The sequence below is a fragment of the Stenotrophomonas sp. AGC87 genome, assembly GCF_057333975.1.
Window position 1 is genome coordinate 31,061 of the sequence record NZ_JBHFHW010000021.1, and the last position, 24,090, is coordinate 55,150.

General features: G+C 64.9%; 23 protein-coding genes, 1 tRNA gene and 2 pseudogenes. 4 read left to right on the forward strand and 22 right to left on the reverse strand.

Going from position 1 to position 24,090, the window contains the following annotated elements; all coding sequences use genetic code 11:
- Nucleotides 1–51: 51 nt before the first annotated feature.
- Together ACE026_RS07750 and ACE026_RS07755 are read left to right on the forward strand one after the other, a co-directional pair.
- On the forward strand, nucleotides 52–1,761 hold the full coding sequence (locus ACE026_RS07750) for a histidine kinase (RefSeq protein ID WP_486038598.1): 1,710 nt from the start codon (nucleotides 52–54) through the stop codon (nucleotides 1,759–1,761).
- A complete protein-coding gene (locus ACE026_RS07755; protein ID WP_486038599.1) occupies nucleotides 1,749–2,450 on the forward strand; it encodes a LytR/AlgR family response regulator transcription factor in 702 nt (233 codons plus the stop codon). The genes ACE026_RS07750 and ACE026_RS07755 overlap by 13 nt, the downstream gene beginning before the upstream one ends.
- A 20-nt stretch (nucleotides 2,451–2,470) precedes the next feature.
- Here the strand turns inward: ACE026_RS07755 and ACE026_RS07760 are convergent, their stop codons facing one another.
- On the reverse strand, nucleotides 2,471–3,463 hold the full coding sequence (locus ACE026_RS07760; protein WP_486038600.1) for an aldo/keto reductase: 993 nt from the start codon (nucleotides 3,461–3,463) through the stop codon (nucleotides 2,471–2,473).
- Between the two features lie 10 nt (nucleotides 3,464–3,473).
- Nucleotides 3,474–4,070, reverse strand: a complete 597-nt coding sequence (locus ACE026_RS07765) for a flavodoxin (RefSeq protein ID WP_115676984.1) — start codon at nucleotides 4,068–4,070, stop codon at nucleotides 3,474–3,476.
- A gap of 74 nt (nucleotides 4,071–4,144) precedes the next feature.
- Here ACE026_RS07765 and ACE026_RS07770 point away from each other — a divergent pair, with 74 nt between their 5' ends.
- The gene (locus ACE026_RS07770; RefSeq protein ID WP_115676985.1) at nucleotides 4,145–5,038 is read left to right on the forward strand and encodes a LysR family transcriptional regulator; all 894 of its coding nucleotides are present in this window, start codon (nucleotides 4,145–4,147) and stop codon (nucleotides 5,036–5,038) included.
- Nucleotides 5,039–5,041: 3 nt separating this feature from the next.
- On the opposite strand, the gene ACE026_RS07775 is transcribed toward ACE026_RS07770, so the two are convergent.
- From ACE026_RS07775 to ACE026_RS07800, 6 genes and pseudogenes are all read right to left on the reverse strand, one after another.
- Nucleotides 5,042–6,052: an aldo/keto reductase gene (locus tag ACE026_RS07775; protein WP_455899584.1), complete on the reverse strand. Its 1,011-nt coding sequence runs from the start codon at nucleotides 6,050–6,052 to the stop codon at nucleotides 5,042–5,044.
- Between the two features lie 155 nt (nucleotides 6,053–6,207).
- On the reverse strand, nucleotides 6,208–6,648 hold the full coding sequence (locus ACE026_RS07780) for a carboxymuconolactone decarboxylase family protein (RefSeq protein WP_462091109.1): 441 nt from the start codon (nucleotides 6,646–6,648) through the stop codon (nucleotides 6,208–6,210).
- A gap of 18 nt (nucleotides 6,649–6,666) precedes the next feature.
- Nucleotides 6,667–7,362 (reverse strand): annotated as a pseudogene (locus ACE026_RS07785) ((R)-mandelonitrile lyase); the annotation flags it as partial.
- Complete coding sequence (locus ACE026_RS07790) at nucleotides 7,359–8,417, reverse strand: alpha/beta hydrolase (RefSeq protein ID WP_486038601.1); 1,059 nt, start codon at nucleotides 8,415–8,417, stop codon at nucleotides 7,359–7,361. The gene ACE026_RS07790 and the pseudogene ACE026_RS07785, both read right to left, overlap by 4 nt.
- A 214-nt stretch (nucleotides 8,418–8,631) precedes the next feature.
- Entirely contained in the window at nucleotides 8,632–9,726 is a 1,095-nt protein-coding gene (locus tag ACE026_RS07795; RefSeq protein ID WP_486038602.1) for an alpha/beta hydrolase, read from the reverse strand.
- A 493-nt stretch (nucleotides 9,727–10,219) separates the two neighbouring features.
- On the reverse strand, nucleotides 10,220–11,131 hold the full coding sequence (locus ACE026_RS07800) for a CPBP family intramembrane glutamic endopeptidase (protein ID WP_486038603.1): 912 nt from the start codon (nucleotides 11,129–11,131) through the stop codon (nucleotides 10,220–10,222).
- A gap of 183 nt (nucleotides 11,132–11,314) precedes the next feature.
- Here ACE026_RS07800 and ACE026_RS07805 point away from each other — a divergent pair.
- Nucleotides 11,315–11,537, forward strand: a pseudogene (locus tag ACE026_RS07805) (hypothetical protein); the annotation flags it as partial.
- A gap of 87 nt (nucleotides 11,538–11,624) precedes the next feature.
- Here ACE026_RS07805 and ACE026_RS07810 read toward each other — a convergent pair.
- From ACE026_RS07810 to ACE026_RS07875, 14 genes are all read right to left on the reverse strand, one after another.
- Nucleotides 11,625–12,143 carry a hypothetical protein gene (locus tag ACE026_RS07810; protein WP_486038604.1) on the reverse strand — a complete coding sequence of 173 codons (519 nt, stop codon included), beginning with the start codon at nucleotides 12,141–12,143 and terminating at the stop codon, nucleotides 11,625–11,627.
- Nucleotides 12,144–12,349: 206 nt separating this feature from the next.
- A complete protein-coding gene (locus ACE026_RS07815) occupies nucleotides 12,350–12,772 on the reverse strand; it encodes a hypothetical protein (protein ID WP_486038605.1) in 423 nt (140 codons plus the stop codon).
- 1,080 nt (nucleotides 12,773–13,852) lie between these two features.
- Nucleotides 13,853–13,927, reverse strand: a tRNA-Val gene (locus ACE026_RS07820).
- Between the two features lie 65 nt (nucleotides 13,928–13,992).
- On the reverse strand, nucleotides 13,993–14,346 hold the full coding sequence (locus tag ACE026_RS07825; RefSeq protein ID WP_088432861.1) for a PilZ domain-containing protein: 354 nt from the start codon (nucleotides 14,344–14,346) through the stop codon (nucleotides 13,993–13,995).
- Nucleotides 14,343–15,302, reverse strand: a complete 960-nt coding sequence (locus ACE026_RS07830) for a DNA polymerase III subunit delta' (protein WP_486038606.1) — start codon at nucleotides 15,300–15,302, stop codon at nucleotides 14,343–14,345. The genes ACE026_RS07825 and ACE026_RS07830 overlap by 4 nt, the downstream gene beginning before the upstream one ends.
- A complete protein-coding gene (gene tmk / locus ACE026_RS07835) occupies nucleotides 15,295–15,963 on the reverse strand; it encodes a dTMP kinase (protein WP_486038607.1) in 669 nt (222 codons plus the stop codon). The genes ACE026_RS07830 and tmk overlap by 8 nt, the downstream gene beginning before the upstream one ends.
- On the reverse strand, nucleotides 15,960–17,021 hold the full coding sequence (mltG, locus tag ACE026_RS07840; RefSeq protein ID WP_486038608.1) for an endolytic transglycosylase MltG: 1,062 nt from the start codon (nucleotides 17,019–17,021) through the stop codon (nucleotides 15,960–15,962). The genes tmk and mltG overlap by 4 nt, the downstream gene beginning before the upstream one ends.
- Before the next feature lie 66 nt (nucleotides 17,022–17,087).
- Entirely contained in the window at nucleotides 17,088–18,443 is a 1,356-nt protein-coding gene (locus ACE026_RS07845) for an aminodeoxychorismate synthase component I (protein ID WP_486038609.1), read from the reverse strand.
- 96 nt (nucleotides 18,444–18,539) lie between these two features.
- Complete coding sequence (fabF, locus tag ACE026_RS07850; RefSeq protein ID WP_123728516.1) at nucleotides 18,540–19,802, reverse strand: beta-ketoacyl-ACP synthase II; 1,263 nt, start codon at nucleotides 19,800–19,802, stop codon at nucleotides 18,540–18,542.
- A 136-nt stretch (nucleotides 19,803–19,938) separates the two neighbouring features.
- Complete coding sequence (gene acpP, locus ACE026_RS07855) at nucleotides 19,939–20,178, reverse strand: acyl carrier protein (protein ID WP_017357544.1); 240 nt, start codon at nucleotides 20,176–20,178, stop codon at nucleotides 19,939–19,941.
- Between the two features lie 153 nt (nucleotides 20,179–20,331).
- Entirely contained in the window at nucleotides 20,332–21,075 is a 744-nt protein-coding gene (fabG, locus tag ACE026_RS07860) for a 3-oxoacyl-ACP reductase FabG (protein WP_486038610.1), read from the reverse strand.
- A 74-nt stretch (nucleotides 21,076–21,149) separates the two neighbouring features.
- Entirely contained in the window at nucleotides 21,150–22,094 is a 945-nt protein-coding gene (gene fabD, locus ACE026_RS07865) for an ACP S-malonyltransferase (RefSeq protein WP_123729676.1), read from the reverse strand.
- A gap of 88 nt (nucleotides 22,095–22,182) precedes the next feature.
- Nucleotides 22,183–22,965: a BUD32 family EKC/KEOPS complex subunit gene (locus ACE026_RS07870; RefSeq protein ID WP_313212229.1), complete on the reverse strand. Its 783-nt coding sequence runs from the start codon at nucleotides 22,963–22,965 to the stop codon at nucleotides 22,183–22,185.
- Nucleotides 22,966–23,040: 75 nt separating this feature from the next.
- Nucleotides 23,041–24,018, reverse strand: coding sequence for a beta-ketoacyl-ACP synthase III (locus tag ACE026_RS07875; protein WP_313212230.1), 978 nt, complete (start codon nucleotides 24,016–24,018; stop codon nucleotides 23,041–23,043).
- Nucleotides 24,019–24,090 lie beyond the last annotated feature (72 nt).

The window sequence follows — 24,090 nt, forward strand, 5'->3', positions numbered from 1 at the left end:
ACAGCTCCAGGCGGGGGTCCAGTGACTCCGTGCAACCGATACGATGGGCCCATGCAGATCCCACGCACCCTGACCGCCCTCGCCGTCCTGCTCATCGCGGTCGCCGCGTGGCTGCTGCTGGCCGCGCCCCCACCGGGCGTGCACTACTACGAGCCCCAGGAGATGGCACCCGCCACCTTGGATGCTGATGGCGCACTACCCACCGCACCACCGACGACACTGCAGTGGCAACCGGCCAACCAACGCGAACTGGTGCAGTGGCGTGGCCCTTACTGGCTGCGTTGGCGCCTGCCTGCGCAGCCAGCACACGACGCGGGCGACCGTGCCCTGCGCATCTCGGTACGCGCGGCCAGCCAGCCCTTCTGGGACGGCAAGCCGTTGGCCGCCAATGGCACCGTCGGCCGCAACGCAGACGAAGAGCAACCGGGACAGGTGGACATCATCCGCATGCTGCCGCCCTCCTCTCCCAGCGACACCGACGAGCTGGTTGTACTCGCCTCCAGCCATCACCAGTGGATCAAGCTGCGGGGTGCGGATGCCTTCGTTGCCATCGGGCCGGCCGCCTCGATCTACGGCCACGGCATCGGACCGTGGTTGATCGCCGCGCTTGCCACCGGTGCACTCGGCGCGGCGTGCTTGTACTTCCTCGCCGCACAGCGCGGGCGGCCACGGGTGCCGGGTGCGCGCCTGCTGCTGGCGTTAGGCGTGGTCGGCCTTGCACTGCCCATGGTGGAAGCATGGCGACCGCTGGTGGGCTATACCTACCCTTGGCACGGGCCACGACTGCTCGTGTTGCTGCTACTGCACTTGGCCGCAGCGATCTTGCTGCCGGCCTATCTGGTGCGTCGCTTCGGCGTCGCGGTGCCGAAGACTGCCCGTATGGCCTATCTCGCCACAGTGCTGGCGCTGGCCGCCTTCGTCCCCAGCTTCGACGGCCGCGGTGCCGCACTCCTGCTGCTCAGCCTGCTGACCTCCGCCTACGTGCTGCTGCGCGCCCGCGGTGAGCCTGACGAGCGCTGGCCGATCCTGACGTTGGTGGTGGCAGGCGCGCTGGCCGTGCCCTTCGCCGGTGGCATCTTCCTCGACGGCCCCTACTTCCTGTTCCTGGCCGTGCTGATGGGCTTTCTGCTGATCCGCCACGCCGCTCAGCTGCGTACGTTGGACCACCACAACGCGCAGCTGCGCGAAGAGCGCGCCCGCCTCTCGCTGCAGTTGCTGCAACGGGGCATCCAGCCGCATTGGCTGATGAATACCCTTACTGGTCTGCAGGAACTGATCGAACAGGCACCGATGCGCGCTAGCCGCCTGGTCGAATCGCTGGCCGAACAGTTTGATCGCCTGCGCGAAAGCAGCACCCGCCCCAGCGTGCCGATCGAAGAAGAGCTAGCGCTGTGCCGCAACCACCTGGACATCGTCGGCCTCGCGCTGGATCGCCACATCGGTCTCGAGGTCGAGGGCGAGCACACCGGCCTGTGGCTGCCGCCTGGCGTGCTGCATGCGCAGGTCGAGAATGCGCTCACGCATGCTGGAGCGGTCGCGTGTGCCGAGCATCCGTTCGGCCTACGTATTCAGCGCGAGGGCGACCGATGGATATTGGAGCTTCGCAGCGCACGCGGCACTGCTCCGCATCGCGGGCAAGGCACGGGCACGCGCTACATCGAGGCCAGCCTGGCCGCCACCTGCCCCGAGAGCTGGCGCTTTGAACAAGGCGCCGATGGCAATGACTGGTACGGCCGCATGGAGCTGACATGCGCATCCTGATCGTCGAGGACGAGCTGTTGGTTCGACAGCGGCTGCTGCGGATGTGTACCGAACTGGCTGGCAGCCGCGCGCGATTCGATGCCGTGGCCGACCTGGACGCCGCCGGTGACCGGCTGCAGCGCAGCGTGTATGACGGCCTGCTGCTGGATCTAAATCTCGGTGGTGAGGATGGATTCGATCTTCTGAAGCGCGTGGTCGCTGGGCGCTATCACTGCGTGGTTGTCTCCGCACATCGGGAGCGGGCGCTGCAGGCATTTGAGCATGGGGTGTTGGATTTTGTACCCAAGCCTTTCTCACGCGAGCGGCTGGGGCAAGCGCTGGAGCGGCTGCTGGATGTTGGCCGGTATCGGTCTGGCGCGGCGCGTTACCTGGGCATCTGGCATGCGCAGGGGACCGCGATGGTAGAGCTGGCCGATGTGCTGTGGATTCGTGCTGATGGGGATTACAGCGAGGTGCGCATGCGCGATGGGCGTAGCGAGCTGCATGACAAATCGCTGGCGAGTCTTACTGCCGTGCTACCGCCGGACTTTGTGCGTTGCCATCGGTCGTATCTGGTCAATCTGACGCATGTGCGGACGTTGCATGCGGCTTCGGGGAGCCGGTACTGGCTGGTGTTGAATGATGGGGCTGAGGTGCCGGTGGGGCGGGCGTTTGTTGAGGAAGTGCGCGGGGAGCTTGGGTCGATATAAGCGCTTTCCACCGAGCCTTCTCACTTGCCGGTCATCTTCAAGGCAGCGTCCGGCAAGCGCGCACCGCTGATACTGATCCGGGCCACGTCCTCATCGATACGCGCCAGGTCGGCCGCATCCAGTGCCAGTTCCACCGCACCCAGATTCTCATCCAATCGATGAAGCTTGGTCGTGCCGGGGATCGGTGAGATCCACGATCGCTGGGCCAGCAGCCAGGCCAAGGCCACCTGGGCAGGCGTGGCACCCTTCTCTGCCGCCATCGCCTTGACCACGTCAACCAACGCCATGTTGGCCCGGCGTGCTTCAGCGGAGAAGCGCGGCACCGCATTGCGAAAATCCGCTGCATCGAACTGCGTGTTCTCGTCGATCTTCCCGGTCAGAAACCCTGCACCCAGCGGGCTGAAGGGTACGAAGCCAATGCTCAGCTCTTCAAGCAAAGGAAGAAGCACCTTCTCTGGTTCACGCCAGAACAGCGAGTACTCGCTCTGCACCGCCGTCAGAGGCTGCACCGCATGCGCCTTGCGGATTGTCTGCACACCCGCTTCGGACAAACCGAAATGCGCAACCTTGCCCTCTGCAATGAGCGCCTTCACCGTGTCGGCAACATCCTCGATCGGCACCGCCGGGTCAACGCGATGCTGGTAAAGAAGGTCGATGCGCTCGGTGCGAAGCCGCTTCAGACTGGCCTCTACGGCAGCGCGGATGTGTGCGGGCTGGCTGTTGGTACCTGTGCCGCGAGCACCCGTCACCGGGTCGATGTCAAAGCCGAACTTGGTGGCGATCACCACCTGGTCACGAACGGGCGCCAGTGCCTCGCCCACCAGTTCTTCGTTGGCAAAGGGGCCGTAGGCTTCGGCGGTGTCGAAGTGGGTGATGCCACGCTCCACCGCAGTGCGGATCAGCGCAATCATTTCCAGCTTGCCTGCGACCGGGCCATACGCCGCGCTCATGCCCATGCAGCCCAGGCCGAGGGCGGAAACTTCAAGGCCTTGTCCAAGGGTACGGGTCTTCATGGTCGACTCCTCAGCGTGCAGTGTGCGGAGTGGTCAACCAGGCGTTGACGCTCTCCATGGTTTTACGTTCCTGGTCGGCCTGCATCACGAATGCATTCAGGATGCGGGCGTTGGGTGCGTGGCTGGCGACCACGCGCAGGCTGCTGCCCACGCCGAAGCCGCCGTGGGTGATGAACGGCACGATCGTCTTGCCCCTCATGTCGTGCTGCGACAACAACGATCGAATGATCGGCGGCGCGGTCTCGCCCCAGATGGGGAAGCCCAGGTAGACGGTGTCATAGCGATCCATGCTGGCAATGCGGGTGCGCAGTGCCGGCTCTACCCCATCGTCGCGCTCCTGCCGCGCCTGGGCCACCGTTTCCAGGTAGTCGGCCGGGTAGTCGACGGCAGGCTGTATCTCGAACAGGTCGCTGGGCATGCTGCGATGAATGAGGCCGGCAACGACCCGGGTGTTGCCCGAGCGTGAGAAGCAGGCAACCAGTGTCCGTGCGTCTGATCGACCCGCAGCGCCGCCCTCCGGCCGCTCCGCACCGGAGCATCCCAGCGGCAGCGACGCCAGCGCCGCAACGACTGCCCGGCGACCATGATTGGGGGTTGGAATCGTCATGGCGCCAATCTACGCCCCCCAAACACATTCTTGCAGAGGCATAATCGGATATCGCTTATATCCGATGCGCATCAATGAGCGTAGACAATTACGACCAGTTGGCCATGTTCGTCCTGGTGGCGCGGGAGCGCAGCTTTACCCGTGCTGCCGCCCAGCTGGGCATGTCCCAGCCGGCCCTGAGCCGATCGATGCGTCAGTTGGAAGAGCGCCTGGGTGTGCGCCTGCTTGCCCGGACCACGCGCAGTGTTTCGCCCACCGAAGCCGGAGAGCAGCTGCTGCGGGTGATTTCACCGCGCTTCGAGGAAATCGACACGGAGCTCGCCCAGCTCAACGCTTACCGCGACAAGCCCGCCGGTCGCCTCCGCATCACGGCGGGTGAGCATGCCGCGCTCACCGTGATGCAGCCGGTACTGGGCAAACTGCTGCCGGCCAATCCCGACCTGAACATCGAGGTGATCGTCGACTACGGACTGACCGACATCGTGGCCGAGGGCTTCGATGCCGGTATCCGCATGGGTGAGCAGGTGGCCAAGGATATGATCGCCGTGCGCGTGGGGCCGGACCTGCGCATGGCAGTGGTCGGATCGCCTGCCTATTTCCAGCACCATCCGAAGCCGAAATCACCGCACGACCTCACCCAGCACAATTGCATCACCATCCGCCTGCCGACCCACGGTGGCATTTTCGCGTGGGAGTTCGAAAAGAAGGGCCAGGAGCTGAAAGTACGGGTGGAAGGCCAACTGGTGTTCAACAACATCGCCCTGCGCCTGGGCGCCGCACTGGAGGGACTGGGGCTTGCCTACATGCCCGAGGATCTGGTGCGCGCCCATGTGCACGCAGGCACCCTGGTTCACGTGCTGCAGGACTGGTGCCCCTCCTTCCCCGGCTACCACCTGTACTACCCCAGTCGCAGGCAGTCATCGCCGGCGTTCACCGTGCTGCGTGATGCGTTGCGCTATCGGGAATGAGCGCTAACGCAGTGGCGCCTCCACGCCACTGTAGGCCTGTACCGCTGGCGGAAGACGCTCGCCCTGCACTGCCACCGCAGCAACTGCAGCATTGAGCTCCCGCAGCTCACCTGCGCTGAAGACCACCTCGCCTGCGCCCAGGTTGTCGAGCAGATGTGCCATCTGCGTGGTGCCGGGAATCGGCACGATCCAAGGTTGCTGCGCCATCAGCCAGGCCAACGCGATCCGTGCAGGCGTGGCCTGCTTTCGCTCGGCCCAGTCCCTGAGCAAGCGCACCAATGCCAGGTTATGTTCGATGTTCGGCGGGGTGAAGCGCGTTTCGATGCCGCGAATGTCGCCCTCGGCAAACCGTGTTCTGGCGTCGATCGCACCGGTCAGGAAGCCTACGCCCAGTGGGCTCCATGGCACGAATCCGATGCCCAGCTCGGCGCACGTGGCAAGCACCTCCTGTTCCGGCCCACGCCAGAGCATCGAGTACTCGCTCTGCACAGCCGTCACCGGCAGCGCAGCGTGCGCGCGGCGAAGCGTCTTCAGGCCCATCTCGCACAGGCCCCAATGCAGCACCTTGCCCTCGGTCATCAGGTCCTGGATCGCACCGGCCACGTCTTCGATCGGCACCTGCGGGTCCACGCGATGCTGGTACAGCAGGTCGATGCGGTCGGTACGTAGCCGCGTGAGCATGCCCTCCACCGCCCGCTTGATATGTGCGGGCCTGCTGATCAGGCCCGGGCCACGCGCACCGGTTTCCAGGTCGATGTTCCAGCCGAACTTGGTGGCGATCACCACGTCGTTGCGGAATGAGGCAACGCCTTCTCCCAGGATTCGTTCCACTTCATGCGGGCCATAGGCCTCGGCCGCATCGTAGAACGTCATCCCCCGATCGAACGCGGCACGGATGATGCGGTGCATCTCGGTGCGCGAGGGGATGGTGGTCTGGTAGGTGCGGCTCATGTTCTGCACGCCCAGCCCGATGCTGGAAACCTGCAGCGTTCCGAGCGTGCGGCGGCCGTCCATTTTCTGCGCGGCAGCTGCGGGGGAGGCGTTTGCCGTGGACGTGGCCAGCGCGCCGGCCAGCGGCAGCGCCGCCAGCGTAGCGGCGCCCTTCAGAAGGGAGCGGCGTTGGGCATTGGTGGGTAGGGTGTTCATTGGGGTCTCCATGTGGGGCGCTGTCAGGGCCCGGGTGCCGGGGTCTGTTCCAGTGCCTGCACTGCGCGAGCGGATGCGGCTGCGTAGCCGCTGTGGGCCAGCAGCTGGGCCAGGTGCTGCAACTGTGCGCGGCTGAGGCCCACGCGCTGGCTGGCCGCCATGTGCGAGCGCAACTGCGCCTCCACGCCGGGCATCACTGCCAGCGCGCCAACCGTGGCCAGTTCACGGCTCTGCCAGTCCAGGTTGTCGCGCTCGAAGATGTCGCCGAACAGGTGCGTCTGCAGGTACTGGTTGATGATCGGGGCGAAGTCCATGAGCGGCCCGGTCACCGGGGCGCCGGAGATCCGGGTCTGGTTGGCGGTGCCCACCGCGCGCAGCGCGTCGCCCACGGGAACGTTCCTGGTGGGCGGCTGCCCGGGTGCAGTGGCGACGCCCTGCGCTTGACGTACGCGCACCACCTCCATCAGCTCGCCCAAGGCATTGAGGCTCTTCGGGAAACCCGCATAGGCATACAGCTGCACGAGCACTTCCTTGGTCTCACTCAGCGTCAGCCCTGCATCCAGTCCCCGGCGCAACGCGGCGGTGAGCTGCGGCATATCGCTGCTGGCGGCGGCGGCCGCAATCAGCGGGATCGCCTGCTGCCTGGGCGAAAGCGGCCCAGCAACGGGAGCGACGATGCCTGCTGATGCCTCGCGATACTGGTCATCACTGACCTTCTCCAGCCACGCCACCGACTTGCCGTCTGCTACCCCGGTCACGGCAAGGTGGGTCATTGCGCTGTGGGGCGCGGCGCCGTGCCAATGCTTGACCCCGGCAGGACACACCACCACATCCCCGGCGTGTATCTGCTGCACCGGCTTACCCCATTCCTGGGTCAGCCCAACGCCGGAGGTAACCACTAGTCGCTGACCGGAGGGGTGCGTGTGCCAGGCCGAGCGCGCACCCGGTTCGAAGCTGACGTATGCGGAAGAGACGTGCACCTGCTCGTCCGCCGGGAACAGCGGATCTACCCGCACCTTGCCGACGAAGGTCGCTGCCGGACCGGCAACGGACGACTGCGTTCCCGCTCGGGTGATCTGCTGCGTCGGTGTTTCGACGGCGCCAGCGAATGGTGCCGCCACGCTCAATGCCGCGCCAAGCAGCGCCGTCTGCGCGGTTGATTTACGAGGCGCGCTCATGGCGCAAGCGTCCGGCCGTAGAACGTGGTCAGCGAGGCGACGGCGGCGTCCACGTATTTCGGCACCCAGTAGGTTTCGATATGCGTAGCGCCGTCCAGCAGCACCAGTTGTTTGTCGGCGGTACCGGTCGCCTTGGCGAAAGCGTCCTGGGTCATGTACAGGCTGTCAGCCTTGCTACCGGCAATCATCAGCAGCGGCTGGTTGATGAGCTCGATCTGGTCGGTGGCGTCCCAACGCATCAGGTCCAGCAGGCTGCTGGTCGCATAGCGGAAGGTGGAGTTGGGATGGGCGTGCGTCTTCCAGTAGTACGCATAACCTTGCCGATACAGATCGAAGGGAAGCGTGGCGATCTGCGCGTCGGTGAGGTTGGCGTCGCCGGAGTACAGCACTTCGCCGCCGGCGGCTTCCTGTGCTCGCGCATTGGAAGCCTGCTGCAGGCGCTGCTGGATCGTGTCCAGCTGCGAGTCGGCATAGCCGTTGCGGCGCACCCGGCCGGAGTTGAACATGCTGATCGTGGCTACGGCCATGAACCGCTTGTCGGTCTGCGCGGCCGCCAACGAATAGCCGCCGCCGCCACAGATGCCCAGCAGACCCAGGCGCATAGTGTCGACCCAGGGGAATCGACTGATGAAGTCCGCCATGCCGTGGATGTCTTCGATGCGGTGTGAAGGCATGTCCACGCTGCGCGGCTGGCCGCCACTCGCGCCCTGATAGGCCGCATCGGCGGTAATGGCGATGTAGCCCTGCTCGGCCAAACGCTGCGCGTACAGGCCGGCCACCTGCTCCTTGACCCCACCATTGGGGTGGGCAACCACGATGGTCGGGTATTTCCGTGCGGCATCGAAGTTGGCCGGCGTGTAGAAGTTTGCCGCGATCTCGATTCCATTCAGCGGATAGGACACCGAGTGGACGTTGACCTCGCTGGGCACATTCCGTGTGATCGCACCTTCGTAGGCCAATTTGAAGGGGTTGAGCTTGTAGTCGGCGGCGGACGTGTTGCCTGCCGCCAAGCCAAGGGACATCGCCAACAGCGTGGCGTGCACGATGTGCTTCATTCAACTGCTCCCAGTGTGGACGTTACCCCGGCCGGTGCATGTGGCGCGCCCACGTTGGCGGGGATCAGGCGTAAAACTAACCGCCGTGCACTCATAGAAAAAGAGCATCAGCCGGATATCACTCATGCATGAACGATATGAATCTGGCGGGCGACGCAGCCGCCATGGCGCCACACGCCTTTCATGGCGCGATCAATGCACGAGGCAATCCGGCTCAATGATCCAGATTCTTCTTCGCCAGAAACCCGCTCACCAGATCGGCGATCTGGACGTTGTTGAGGTCCGAGAACAAGAAGTGGCTGTTGCCACGGATTCCCATGTCCGGCAAATGGATCAGGGTCACGTCCCCACCCTGCCGATTGACGGCGTCGCGCCAGGCGCGCGCCATTTCCAAGCGTGCCCGCCAGCTGTCCTGCGCGGGCAGGTCAACAGGCTTGTCAGGGATGTTGTCGCCATACAGCACCAGAATGGGAATCCGCGTCAGCGCCTTGAACGCTTCGGGAGAAACCACCGCCGGTGCGACCGTATCGAATGCACTGGGAATCGGCGCCGGCGCGTCGTTTTTGGCAAATACGAAACTGCTGCCAGGCTCGAAGGCGACGATGGCACGCACATTCGGGCTTTTTATCGCCGTCATCCAGCCAGGGCCACCCGCCTGCGAATGGGTAAACAGGATGGCAGGCCCGGTCTTCTGCAGCACGGCAGCTACTCCGTCGGAGACCAACCCGAGGTCGAACGGCCCCGTGTTCGGCGTGACCGAACGGAAAAACTGGTCAAGCGTCGCCTCCCCTGTCGGAAATTGACTGCCACCGAAGTACGTCGGCCAGAGGCCAATTCGGAACTGGTTGAACCACATCTGATCGTCTGCCACGGGCTTCAGCGTGGACTCGACCATGCTTCGGCCGGCTTTGCCTCGCCGTGGCTGATCGATCAGGTAGGTAGTGAAGCGATGACGCAGGAACAGATTCTGGAAGCCCTCGCGCCCATCGGCCGTCGTTTCCCAACTTTTGGACGACTGGCCCGCACCGTGCCACATCACAATCGGCAGCGAACGCGCATTCACCGGCTTCTGGTAGAAGGCATAGACGTGATCACCGTGGTAGCTCTGGCCTTCCGGATTGGACGGCTTCAACGGATCGAACGTGCCAGGTTCCGTCTTTTCCATGCCACCCGCGAGGAAACTCCCCTGCGCCTCGATCTGCAGTGGCTCGTTGGCCATGGCGGCCGTGGAACAGAGGGAAACCGCCATCCAGATCAGCGTGGAGGGAAAGCCAGGCACCAGAGTGCGAAGGCGGGTGCGTGTCTGCATGGGTCACTCCGTGACAGATTGTCAGGGAAATCTACCGTCGGGGCCATGCTGGAAGAAGCGCGCACGCGCATATCACTCATGCATGGGGGGTATATATGCCATATCTACAGCATGACAGTGGCCAGCAGGTGCACATCGTGGAGCGATATCTTCAACAAGGCGACCTCGTAAGCGGGGCAGCGAGCTGGGCGCGCCGGGCATTCGCGATTGGTCAGCGCGGCGAAGGAGGCGCATGTCGGCTTCCGGCCAGGAGCAGTCGTCGCGAAACGTAAGCCGAAGGTGCCCTAGTCGAGCTTTATCGAGGAAGCCAGATCACCCTTTGGTGACACTTCAGCAAAGGCAGTCTCGGTTCCAGCCGGTAGTGGCTCGCATCCCGAACCTGAGCTGTCTCGGGTTCGCTAAATATCTGGAGCGGACGTCGTCGCCGGTACGGCGCGAACCAGCATCCGATCGGCAAGGGCCCGGACGGGGCGATGCCGCCCGGGCAGCGGCGTCACCTGCTGGTCGGCGAGAAGTTCTGAGCTCCGCGCGTCTTTCGCCACTGGATCCACGCGATCGCGGCGACGAAGAAGACGCTGCACAGGTAACTGCCTTCCGGCCCTTGCGCGCCACCGGTCAGGGTGTCGAGGCCTTGCGGGCGCAGCGCCACCAGCAGCGCCGGCAAGTGCGCATCCATGCCGGTGACGGGCAGTTCGAAGCCGGTTGCGAGCAACCAGTTCCACCCCGCGTGCCAGCCCATCACGCCCCAGATATTGCCGGTCCGCAGTGCCCAGGCGCAGGCGAACAGCGAGAACAGGAACGTGCTGAGCATGACCAGGGGCGGCTGGTGCGGACTGAAATGCAGGAAGCAGAAAACGAGCGACACCAGCAGCACTGCCACCGTGACATTGGTCTTGCGCGCCACCACCGACAGCATCCAGCCGCGGAAGATGACTTCCTCCACGCTCGCCTGGAACATGAAACTCACTAGCAGCAGACCGATGTGCAGCAGACTGACGGGCGACCGCCAGGCCTGCCCCAAGCCCGCCGCCTGCATGCCGCCAGCCATCCAGATCGCGACTACGACCAGCGCGATCATGCCGAATCCAACGGCCAGTCCGCACAGGAAGGTTTTCAGCGGCGCCGGACCGGTCAGCCCGATACTCGCCAGCGAGCGCCCTTCGACGAAGCGTACCCAGGCGAGCACGGCCGCCAGCGTCGGCGCAAAGCCGATCCACAGCAGCGCATGCAAGCCAGCGAGGCCGATAGGATCGCCGCCCGGCGTCGACCAATGCTGCGACTGCATCCATCCGTCCAGCGCGATCACCGGTACCGCGTTGAACAGGATCATCAGGATCGGCGTCAGCCAGGCCCAGGGCAGCCAGCCGCGGGCCGGATCGGGCGAATACAGGACAACGGGGGTCATGCGGGGCTCCAGGTCGACGTGATCGCCGCTGCAAGTTGCCATCCGCGCGGGGGGCGTGGCTACCCGTTTGCGACCAAGCCACAGAAGCCGCCGATGAATCAGCCGGATCGCCGACGAAATAGCGCTGAGTCGCCGCCCGTGGTGTCCGCTTTGGGTGGCGGTTCCGACAGTCACAAGGCCCTGATGTGGGACCGCTGGCGGCAGGGCGAGTCGTTGCACCAGATGGCGAGGCTGTTCGATCGGCATCACTCGTCCGTGCGAAGGGGTTCTCGCCGAGACTGGCGGGATGCAGCAGTGGTCGCCCGAACAGATCGCTGGCTGGCTCAAGCGGACTTACCCGGACGATCCGAGCTGCCAGGTCTCACACGAGACGATCTATCGCACGCTCTTCATCCAGTCGCGCGGGACTTCCAGACACCGATCGAGCGATATCAACAAGCTGTTGCATTGACCAGTTGAAACCGCCGCCAGAAGCGGACCCTTGCAATCTCAGCTAGTGCTGCTGCCCGTACCAAGGGCCGGCGGCTTCTGGTAGATACGGCCAGTCTGAAGGACGTGGAAGCGTGACTCGCGACGCCTCGGCTTGCTCCGGGGTGAGAAACAAACCACCCAGATCGTTGCCTGCATCGACCGCGAAGAAGCGAACGTCTGTATTGGCGAGTTGGTCGTTGACCACTTTGAAGAATACGTAAGTAGCGCGCCCCCAGCTCGCATCTTCACTCCCTTCACTGTCAGCAGAGTAGATGACGTACTCCGTACCGTCGACCCGGATAGCGTACCGCGGCAGGTCGGAGTCAATCAGCTCATCGACGCGCGCGGGTTGGGAGACATACTTCTGCAGTTCTGGCAGCAGTTGCAAATAGGCTTCGCCAATACCGGTCTCTGCCAGATTCTCGGCATCAAGCTGGATCAATCGATCGTAATCGAGGTCCGCATTTGTGGTTGTCTGTGCCTTGCAGGCCGTGGCGACGGCGGCCATCAAGAACGTGGATGCGAGCCTGATCCAACGCATGACGCAATCTCCTGATTCCGTTCGGGTTAGTCGGGCGTAGCCCGAGGAGCAACGGAAGCGTCGCTGATACTGAGCAGCTGACCAAATTGCACTTTCAGTCGGAAGCGGACGCTACCACAGGGGTAACCGTCCCGTCTCGACGGCGCGTCTGCTGTCGGCCAGAGGCTGACAAGCTCTCGGGGCACCGCCTCTGACCCGCTGCACTTTTACTCATCGTACCAACCGATCTCGAAAGGCACGTCCCCCATAGGCACCCAACAAACTCCGCCTGGCTGCCTGCGAGTGCGTACGAACTCCGCAAGAACAGAAGCTGCAATGCTGGGCGTAACCGTACAGGCCAAAGGAACACGAAACGGGTCGCCCCCCATCTCTGTCACCAAAAATTCCTCGCAACTTCCTCCATCGTAGGGCACCAATCGATCCTCAAAGAAGAGTTCCAAGAAGAATCGACCAACCTCTGGCTGCATGATCGTTAGGCCGGGACGATCGGCGACAGAAAGCAGAGCTTGGCCATTCCCTCCTTGCTGCCAGTAAGAGGCTGGAGACGAGAGAACGATGTCTGTGATTTGCTGCTCCGTCGGCTCTACTAGTCGAAGCAGGCCATCTGGAGACTCGTAGATCAGTTCCATTGGCTTCACTTCTCGATCCGGCAGGGCATCAGACTACAAGTGTGTTGGAACATATGAGTTGAAGGCTAGACGTCTCGGGTGATGCAGCCCGATCTTAGGCGGTCGGGTCGAGCTAACAAGCGGTATGGCAGCGCCTGGCATGCGAATGTCGTTTCCGGCCACAAGCGGAGGCTGGCCAACGCCTGAATTAAGCCGACTAGAGAGGCGTGGCGGCCTAGTGAATTGTTAGGCATCAACGACCGGATCTAGAAATGAAATCTGAAGCGAACCAGGAGAGATAAGACTTGGTGCCCGATGATTGGCGCTGCAGGAACTACTCATACGGACACTGAAGCCGTGTTGTGCAAGGATGCCGAGCTCCCGGACTGACTCAACACGAACATAATCTTGCTCGAAGCGGGTCATGCTAGCTACGTACTTTCCGTCCTCGTGCAGATGCGGAGTGAGAACTGCGCCGGGCTCGTTGCCGCGCGATACCGTGTAAGACATGGAGGCTGCTTCTGCCACTTTCGCGATCACCTATGATTGAGGTCTAACGCCAAAACCGTTCGACCCGCGAAGCAAGATCGACTTGGGTAAACTTAATAGAGGTCAGCAACCGAAACTGCTGAAGATCTCTTGATAAAACGTATGAATCGCCGGCTCGAAATCATCACCAAATGATGGATGCGCATATTTTCAATATTCTTAAAGGTCGTGACCCGACGCCATGCTGCGGAATAAACAGAAGGAGATGTCACAAAGCTGACTGTAGAAGCGAGCAATCTACATTTCACTTTGACCGGGCTTCTCGCCGCCCTTCGCCATGTCGTTCAGGACACCTGGACGAGACGCTTGAGGCCTACCCTCCGATACAGATTGATCTTAGGGTGGCTGGGTTCGGCTAACAAGCTAGCGCATGACGGAGCCAGCGGCAGGCTCGATGGCCAATCCAAGCTTCGGCGGATAGATGTGCGGATGCCCGCTTCCTGCCTTGGATTCTCTTGGACGGTGCAAACCGGCGCGAGGTGGGGAACCATTACGACCAAATCCAACCCAACAAAAAAGCCCCCGTTTCCGGAGGCTTTTTCGACTGAATCATGGTGGGCGGTACAAGGTTCGAACTTGTGACCCTTGCCGTGTGAAGGCAATGCTCTACCGCTGAGCTAACCGCCCGATGCTGCTGAGCAGCTCATTATAGGGCGGCAAATTTTGACGTCAACGGTTTCGCCGAAATTTCTTCACATCGTGTGCGTGGGCTTGTCCGCGGTCAGGATGCCGGCCAGCAGCGTCTCGATCCGGTGGCGGACGGTCTCCCCTTCCGCACCGTCGGCCAGCTGTACGCCGATGCCCGCCGCGCGGTTGCCCTGGGCCCCGGCCGGGGTCACCCAGATCACCTTGCCGGCCACCGGCAGGCGCTCGCTGGAGTCCGGCAGGGTGAGCAGCAGGAACACCTCATCGCCCAGGAAGTAGCGCTTGGGCGTGGGCACGAAGATGCCGCCGTTCTTCACGAACGGCATGTAGGCGCTGTACAGCGCGGCCTTGTCCTTGACGGCAAGGGACAGGATGCCCTGTCGGGCGTTGGTGGCGCTCATGCTCTATTCCCCTTGGCGTGCCGTTCGTTGACCTTTCCCCAGGCCAGCAGCAGCTCCACTACCGCAAGATCGGCGCGCACCGTGGTGCGCAGCAGGTCGCGGGTGCGGTTGGCCGCATCGAACCAGGCGGCCAGCTTGTGCAATCGATCGGGATCGGTCAAGCCACCACCGGTGGCCTGGGCCAGGGCGAGATCGGCGGCGTGGCGCAGGCGCAGGGCGGCGTTGTCGTCGGCGGTCCAGCGCTGGGCCAGTTCCACCGCGCCGGAGCGGCCGGCGACGAGCGCTTCCAGATCCGTGGCGACCTGGCGGCGCAGGGCCAGGCCATCCTCGCGCAGCCACTGGTCGGCCAGGCCGGGGTGGCCGCAGGCGGCGTCCAGCGCTTCGCGGGCGCTGGCTTCGCTGTGGCCCAGGGTCTGCAACCAGGCGAGGGCTTCCTCGCGCGGCGGCAGCTTGAACTCCAGACGCTGGCAGCGGCTGCGGATGGTGGCCGGCAGGCGCGCGGGGTCGGCGCTGATCAGCCACAGGTAGCGGCCGGGCTGCGGCTCTTCCAGGGTCTTGAGCAGGGCGTTGCAGGCCGCGCGGTTGATGGCGTCGGCGGGATCGACGATCACCACTTGGGCCACGCCGTACTGCGGGGTCAGCGAAAGCTTCTGCGAGACCTCGCGGATCTGCTCGATCACGATCTCGGTGCGCAGCTTGTCGCCGGATTTGTTGGGGATGAACGAGATCCGCTGCAGGTCCGGGTGGGTGCCGGCGGCCAGCAGCTGGGCGCTGCGTTTGGCGGCGGCGGGCTCACCCTGCCCCAGCACGTGCTCGGCCAGGCGCAGCGCGACGCCGAGCTTGCCCAGGCCGGCCGGGCCGCAGAACAGCAGGCCATGGCCGAGGCGACCGGCATCGAGCGCGGCCACGGTCTGGTCATAGGCGCGCTGCTGCCACGGGGAAAAGGGCTCAGTCACGATCCGGCTCCTGTGCCAACCATGCCTCCACGGCCGCCACCACCGCGCCGGCGACGCCGGCCTGGTCCTGGCTGGCGTCGATCAGGCGGTAACGTGCGGGGTCTTCGCTGGCACGCTGGCGGAACACCGCGCGCACCCGCTGGAAGAAATCATCGTGCTCGCTTTCGATCCGGTCCGGCCACATGTCGCGGCCGTTGGCGCGCGCACGGCCGACGGCCACGTCCACATCCAGCAGCAGGGTCAGGCCGGGCAGCAGGCCGACGGCGCGGCGCTCCAGATCGGCGATCCACGCCGGGTCCAGGCCGCGGCCACCGCCCTGGTAGGCGTAGCTGGAATCGGTGAAGCGGTCGCACAGCACATAGGCACCGCGCTGCAGCGCCGGGGCGATCACATGGCGCACGTGCTGGGCACGGGCGGCGAACACCAGCAGCAGCTCGGCCTCGGCCGAGAGCGGCTCGGCGGCGATCTCCGCATCCGGCTTGAGCACCAGCGCGCGGATGCGCTCGGCCAGGGCGGTGCCGCCGGGTTCACGGGTCAGCACCACCTCATGGCCGCGCGCCTGCAGGGCCTCGCGGATCGCGTTGATGGCGGTGGTCTTGCCGGCGCCCTCGCCCCCTTCCAGGCTGACGAAATGCGGGTGCCGGTGCAGCGCGGGACTCATTGGGGTGCGGCCTCTTGGGTACGTTTGCTGCGCAGCTGCTGCAGGTAGCGGGCAACGGCGGCGTTGTGGTCGGTGTAGTTGGCCGAGAAGATGTGCGCACCGCTACCGTCGCCCACGGCCACGAAGTACAGCGCGTCGCCCTTGGCTGGCTGCGCTGCGGCATGCAGCGCATCGCGCCCGGGCATGGCGATCGGGGTCGGGGTCAGGCCGGCGCGCGTGTACGTGTTGTACGGCGTATCGGTGGTGAGGTCGCGCTTGCGGATGTTGCCGTCGTAGCTGCTGCCGATGCCGTAGATCACGGTGGGGTCGGTCTGCAGGCGCATGCCGATCTTCAGGCGGCGCATGAACACCCCGGCGATCTGCGGGCGCTCGCTGGGCAGCGCGGTTTCTTTCTCGATGATCGAGGCGAGGATCAGCAGCTCATACGGCGAGTTCAGCGGCAGATCCTCCACGCGGCTGTCCCACGCGGCGGTGAGTTCTTTTTCCATCGCGGCATGCGCGCGCTTGAGCACGTCGATGTCGCTGTCGCCACGCTGGTAGACGTAGGTCTCCGGCAGGAAGCGGCCTTCTGGGTGCTCGCCCGGGAAGCCGACCGCCTTCATCAGGGCGGCATCGTCCAGTTCGTCGGTGGTATGCACCAGCGGATCGGCACGCTTGAGCGCAGCGCGCAGCTGGCGGATGTTCCAGCCTTCCACGATGGTGACGCGGTGCTGCAGGACGCGGCCCTGGCGCATGCGGGTCAGCAGCTCGCGCGGGGTCAGCGCGGGATCGAGCGCGTATTCACCCACCTTGAGCTTGCCGGCGGCATCGAGCTGACGCGCCAGCAGCTGCCACTGGGTGTCGCTGCCCTCATCCACGCCGGCCTGGCGCAGCTTGCCGAGCACCGTGCTGAAGCCATCACCGGAGGCGATCACCACGCTCTCCGCGCTGGGGGTGACCGGTGCATCGGCAAAGGCGCCCTGGCGATGCCAGAACCAAGCGCCTGCGGCCGCAACCAGCAGGGCCAGCACCAGCAACACGGCCAGTACGGCCAGACATCCCCGTTTCGCACCCGCCATGCTCACCTCGAATCCATTTCTTCGCCGCGTAGCATACCGCGCGGGTGCTGCACACCGCCAAACGGCTCAGGCATCGCTGCCCAGCGCACGCAGCAGGCCACGGGCCTTGGCACGGGTTTCGTCCAGTTCCTTGTCGGCCACCGAATCGACCACGATCCCGGCCCCGGTGCGGAAGCTGGCGGTGTCGGCGGCCACTTCGGCGGTGCGGATCAGGATGTTCAGGTCCAGATCGCCATCGCGGTTCAGCCAGCCGAACGCGCCGGTGTAGGCGCCACGCGCGGTCTGCTCCAGCTCGGCGATGATCTGCATGCAGCGCACCTTGGGGCAGCCGGTGATGGTGCCGCCGGGGAAGGTCGCGGCGATCACCTGGCCGGGGCTGACGTCCTCGCGCAGGCGGCCACGCACGTTGCTGACGATGTGGTGCACGTGGGCGTAGCTCTCCACGGTCATCAGCTCATCCACCTCCACGCTGCCTGGCGCGCAGATGCGGCCGAGGTCGTTGCGCTCCAGATCGATCAGCATCACGTGCTCGGCGCGTTCCTTGGGATGGCCGACCAGCTCCTGGATGCGCGCGGCGTCGTCATCGCCGGCGAAGCGCGGGCGGGTGCCGGCGATCGGGCGGGTCTGCACGTCATCGCCGTGCACCGAGACCAATCGCTCGGGGGAAGAGCTGACCACCGCCCTGCCCTGCGCCATGAACAGCCCGGCGAACGGTGCGGGATTGGCCACACGCAGCTGCGCATACAGCGCCTGCGGCGAGAGCGTCTGCGCAAACTGCGCGTTCCAGCGGCGCGACAGGTTCACCTGGAACACGTCGCCCGCGCGCAGGTAATCGATCACCTTGCCGACGCCGTCGGTGAAGCGCTGTGGCACGTCCTCGCCGATCGCGACCGGTGGCTGCCACGCTGGAAGCGGGGCCAACGTCGAGGCTGCCGCGAGGTCATCCTGCAGCGTCTGCAGCAGCGTGGCCTGGCCGGTCTCGCAGACGGCATGGAACTGGCCCAGCACACGGTCGTGCAGCACCGCCGCCGGGCAGCGCAGCGCCAGCGCGGACGGCAGTCCATCGGCGCGCGCCGGCAAGGACAGCACATCCTCGATCTGGCCAGCCAACTCGTAATCCAGCATCAGTGCCCAGCCACCGCGGAACGGCAACGTGGTTTCTTCGCGCGGCAGCCGCAGCGCGGCCCAATGCGCATCCAGCACGTCAAGGAAGCGGCCGTCATGCGCGACGCCATCCGCATCGCGCACCACGCCGTCGGCCTGCAGTGCAAGGGATTCGCCGTTGCCCATCAGCAGCAGATCCCAGCGCCCCTGCGCGGTGCCCGAGGCAGTGGATTCCATCAGCAGCGGGTAGCGTTGCGGGGCCAGGCGCTGCAGGGCCAGCAGGTCGGTGGTGGCGGGCAGCGGAAGCGTCTGGAACATGACAGGACACCGGATGGGGCGCGCAGCGTGCGCGGGGGCCAGATACACCAAGGCCGCCATGATGGCGGCCCGGGTGGGAGTACACGGAACGTGCGGTCAGACGCGCTTGAACACCAGCGTGCCGTTGGTGCCGCCGAAGCCGAAGCCGTTGGACATCACCACATCGACCTTGGCCTCGCGTGCAGTGTTGGGCACGTAATCCAGGTCGCAGCCCTCGCCCGCTTCATGCAGGTTGATGGTCGGCGGGATGATGTTGTCGCGCAGCGCCAGCACCGAGAAGATAGCTTCCACGCCGCCGGCCGCGCCGAGCAGGTGGCCGGTCATCGACTTGGTGGAGCTGACCATCATCTTGTAGGCGTGGTCGCCGAAGGCGGTCTTCATGGCCATCGTTTCACCCAGGTCGCCCAGCGGCGTGGAGGTGCCGTGCGCGTTGAGGTAACCGACCTGGTCCGGGGTCACGCCAGCGTCCTTCAACGCCATGGTCATGCAGCGTGCCGCACCTTCGCCGTTCTCGCTCGGGGCGGTCATGTGGTACGCATCCGAGCTGGCGCCGAAACCGGCAAGCTCGGCATAGATGCGTGCGCCGCGCGCCTTGGCGTGCTCGTACTCTTCCAGGATCAGGATGCCGGCACCGTCGCCGAGCACGAAGCCGTCGCGTTCCTTGTCCCACGGGCGCGAGGCTTCGGCCGGCGCATCGTTGCGGGTGCTCATCGCCTTCATCGCGCAGAAGCCGCCCAGGGCGGTCGGCGAAGAACCGCGCTCGGCACCACCGACCACCATCACGTCCGCATCGCCGTACTGGATCATGCGCATCGCGGTGCCGATCGAGTGGTTCGAGGTGGCGCAGGCGGAGACCGCCGAGAACGACGGACCCTTCAGGCCGGTGATGATGCTCAGCTGGCCCGGGAGCATGTTGATGATGGTCTTGGGCACGTAGAAGGGCGAGATCTTCTTGCCCTCGTGGAAGTCGATGGTCTGCTCTTCGATGCCCAGCAGGCCGCCGATGCCCGCGCCCACGATGGCGCCGATGCGCTCGGCATTGCCGTCGGTGATTTCCAGGCCCGAATCGTTCAAGGCCATGAAGGCGGCACCGAGGCCGTAATGAATGAACGGGTCCATCTTCTTGGCATCCTTGCCAGTGACCCGGAATGTGCCGAACTGTTCGTTGTCGGCGGTGATGTCGAAGTCCCTGACCTCACCTGCGATCTTGGTGGTGAAACGGTCCAGGTAGGACTGCGAAACGTTGGTCAGCGGACCGATGCCGGAACGGCCTTCGGTGATGCCCTTCCAACTGCTGGCCATATCATTGCCCAATGGCGAGACCATGCCCATGCCGGTAACGACGACGCGACGCTTCATTGCAGATTCTCCTGACCCGGGTGTTGCGGGTATCACGCGGTATAACGCTCAAAAGCACAGGGCCGCAAGCGCGGCCCCATGGGTTTGCCGCACGCGGTCGCAGCGATCGCCACGGCCGCGCGCGAGCCGCCTGACATCAAGCCTTGACGTGGGCGTTGATGTAGTCGATCGCAGCCTGCACGGTGCTGATCTTTTCGGCTTCTTCGTCCGGGATTTCGCACTCGAACTCTTCTTCCAGCGCCATCACCAGTTCAACGGTGTCCAGCGAGTCAGCGCCCAGGTCATCGACGAACGATGCGCTGTTGGTGACTTCCTCTTCCTTGACGCCAAGCTGTTCGACGACGATTTTCTTGACGCGTTCTTCGATGGTGCTCATTGGATATCGCTCCAGATGGAGTAGTGGTTCAAAAATGACGCCATCCGGTGAGGGATGACCGTGGGATAGTGTAGTGGAAACCAGCGACACCTTGCATTGCAGCAAAACATCAAACGGATCAACCACTTGCGGCGCAATCCTTGCGCCACATGCTTACGGCATGTACATGCCGCCGTTCACATGGAGGGTTTCGCCGGTGATGTAGCTGGCCGAAGGACCGGCCAGGAACGCCACCGCGTTGGCGATATCGGACGGCTCGCCGAGCCGCTCAAGGGCGATCGACTTGACCAGGCCGGTGCGCTGCTCTTCCGGCAGGGCCTTGGTCATGTCGGTATCGATGAAGCCCGGCGCGACCACGTTGACGGTGATCCCGCGCGAGCCGATTTCCTTGGCCAGCGACTTGGAGAAGGCAATGATGCCCGCCTTGGCCGCGGCGTAGTTGGCCTGGCCGGCATTGCCGGTCACGCCGATCACCGAGGCGATATTGATGATGCGGCCCTTGCGCGCCTTCATCATGCCGCGCAGGACGGCCTTGGAGGCGCGGAAGACGCTGGTCAGGTTGGTATCCAGGATCGCCTGCCAGTCTTCTTCCTTCATCCGCAGCAACAGGTTGTCGCGGGTGATGCCGGCGTTGTTGACCAGGATGCTGATGGCGCCGAATTCCTTGGCGATACCGTCCAGCACGGCCTCCAGCGACGCAGCGTCGGTGACGTTCAGCGCGCGGCCGTGGCCACCCACGGCGGCCAGGCGCTCACCGATGGCGGCGGCACCGGCGTCGGTGGTGGCGGTACCGATGACGGTCGCGCCCTGCGCGGCCAGTGCATCGGCGATCGCGGCACCGATACCCCGGCTGGCGCCGGTGACCAGTGCGATTTCACCCTGAAGGGGCTTGCTCATCTCATTTCCTCAAACGGGACCGGTCCGGCCGGTCTGGCGCGAAGCCATTCCAGCACGGGCGCGATCGGAAGACATCAGGCGGCCCAGGTCTCGCGGGCCGTCTCGAAATCGGCGGGCGTGGACAGTGTGCGCGCGTCCAGCGATTTGTCGATGCGCTTGATCAATCCGCTCAGCACCTTGCCCGGGCCGCATTCGGCCACGCGGGTGACGCCACGGGCGGCCAGCGCCTGCACGCAGCCGGTCCACTGGACGGGCAGGTACAGCTGCTGCACCAGCGCCTGGCGGATGGCGTCCACGCCGTCATGCACGCGGGCATCCACGTTCTGCACCACCGGCAGGGCCGGGGCGCGCCAGTCCAGGCCGGCCATGGTTTCGGCCAGGCGGTTGGCGGCTTCGCGCATCAGCGGGGTGTGCGAGGGCACGCTGACAGCCAGCTTGACGGCCTTGCGGACGCCCTTCTCGGCCAGCAGCGCCAGCGCACGATCCACGGCGGCAGCATCGCCACCGATGACGATCTGGCCGGGCGAGTTGTAATTGGCGGGCACGACGACCTGGCTGCCGGCGGCCTGCTCGCAGACCTCCACGACCAGCGCGTCTTCGGCGCCGAGCACGGCGGCCATGGCGCCGACGCCGGTCGGGGCGGCTTCCTGCATCAACTGGCCGCGCAGGCGCACCAGGTGCGCGCCGTCGCGCAGGGTCAGCGCGCCGGCGGCCACCAGGGCGGTGTATTCGCCGAGGCTGTGACCGGCCAGGACGGCCGGCTGGGCGCCGCCAACGGCGTTCCAGGCGCGCCACACGCCGATGCTGGCCGCCAGCAGGGCCGGCTGGGTGTATTCGGTGCGGTTGAGCATTTCCTCGGGACCGCCCTGCGACAGCGCCCACAGGTCGACACCGGCGCCGTCGGAGGCTTCGGTGAAGGCCTCGCGGATCTGCGGGTGCAGCTCGGCTAGTTCGGCCAGCATGCCCAGCGACTGCGAGCCCTGGCCCGGGAACACGAATGCGAGATTGGTATCGGTCACGCGATCATCCGCCTGCAAAAATCGAACGGCGAATGATAAAGGGGAACGTCGCCCTTCGTCTGTACTGCCGCGTATGTGGGGGCTTTCTTCAGGTGAACAGCTGGAGGATGTCGAGGTCGCCGTCGCTGAAGAAATCGATGCAGATCACGGCCAGCATCAGCACGCCCAGGGTGGTAGCACCGTGCACGATGAGGATGGAATGCGCCAATGCGCGGGCGGAGCGGCCCATCTTCATGCTGGCGCGGGCCAGCCCCTGCAGGCGGCCGGTGACATCGTGGGCATGGGCGAGGACGGGGGCTTCGGCGCCGTCCATGGCCTGTGCCATGAGGGTCTGCAGCTGTTGCGGACGGTCTTCGTAGTACTTGGCCACGCCGTAACCGAACATCAGCCAGTCGCGGGCCTGGGCCTGGGCGAGGTCCATGACCTCAAGGGGATCTTCCTCGAAATCGATGAAGCCGATCTCCTTGCCATCCCAGGTGAGGTTGCGCGGCAGCGGCTGGCCGAAGTACGCGCCCTTGCGGTGCGCCTGGGCAATGGCATTCATCGCCGCGGACACGAGGCGGTCACGCCCGGCATCGTCGGCTTCGCGCAGGCAGGTATTGAACGAGGAGCCGTTGTCGCCCAGCACGAGGGCGGCATGACCGCTGCCGATCACACTGGGGACGTTGACACCTTGGGCCTGCAGTTCGGCCAGGCGGCGGGCTTCGGTTTCGCGGGCGGCGTCGCCACCGCGGTGCGGCGGTGGGCGCAGGGCATCGAGCTGGAAGCGGCGGGCGATGAAGTTCAGCAGGCCCAACGCGACCACGCGGCTTCCTTCGCCGTACTGCTTCAGCCAGGCGCGCTGCCCTTCAATGACGATGGGCTCAACCATGACAGTTCTCCTGAAATGCATACGGCCCCGTAATGGGGCCGTAACGACAGCGTCACGTTGTCGTAACTGACACTATCAATAGCGCAGCAGAGCAGAACCCCACGTGAAGCCGCCGCCGAAAGCTTCCAGCAGCAGCAGCTGGCCGCGCTCGACGCGGCCGGAGCGGACGGCGTGGTCCAGCGCCATCGGCACGGAGGCCGAGGAGGTGTTGCCGTGCTTGTCGACCGTCACCACCACCTGGTCCATGGACATCTCCAGGCGCTTGGCGGTGGCTTCGATGATGCGCAGGTTGGCCTGGTGCGGGATCAACCAGTCCAGGTCGTCCTTGGTCAGCGCATTGGCTTCCAAGGTTTCATCGACGACCGAGTCCAGCGCCTTGACGGCGTACTTGAACACGTCGTTGCCCTTCATCAGGATGGCGCCGCGGGCATTCTCGCCCTCGCCGAAGCCAGCCGAGACGCCCACCGGGTTCCACAGCAGCTCTTTCTTGCTGCCATCCGAATGCAGGTGGGTGCTGAGGATGCCGGTCTCTTCGTCGGCCTTGAGCACGACGGCACCCGCGCCATCGCCGAACAGCACGCAGGTGGTGCGCTCGGTCCAGTCGACGATACGGGTCAGGGTTTCCGCACCGATGACCAGCACATGGCGTGCATCACCGGAACGAATGAATTTGTCGGCCACGCTCAACGCGAACACGAAGCCCGAACAGGCGGCGTTGACATCGAAGGCGGGGCAACCGCTCGCACCGAGCTTGGCCTGGATCAGGCACGCGGTGGACGGGAAAATCAGGTCAGGCGTAGTGGTACCCACCACGATCATGTCGAGCTGCGAAGCGTCGATACCGGCCGCTTCAAGCGCACGTACCGCGGCGTGGTAGCCGAGGTCGCTGGTGGTCTCGCCTTCGGCCGCAATGTGCCGTTCGCGGATACCCGTGCGCGATTGAATCCACTCATCGCTGGTGTCGACCATTTTCTCCAGATCCTGGTTGGTCAACACTTTTTCCGGCAAATAACTACCGGTGCCCGCGATCCTCGAGTAGATCCGCTTGCTCATTGCATGTCCTGTAGCTCGATCGCCAAACGTGACGATCGGGAAGAATGGGGTAAAGGCCGCTGCCCGACCCGG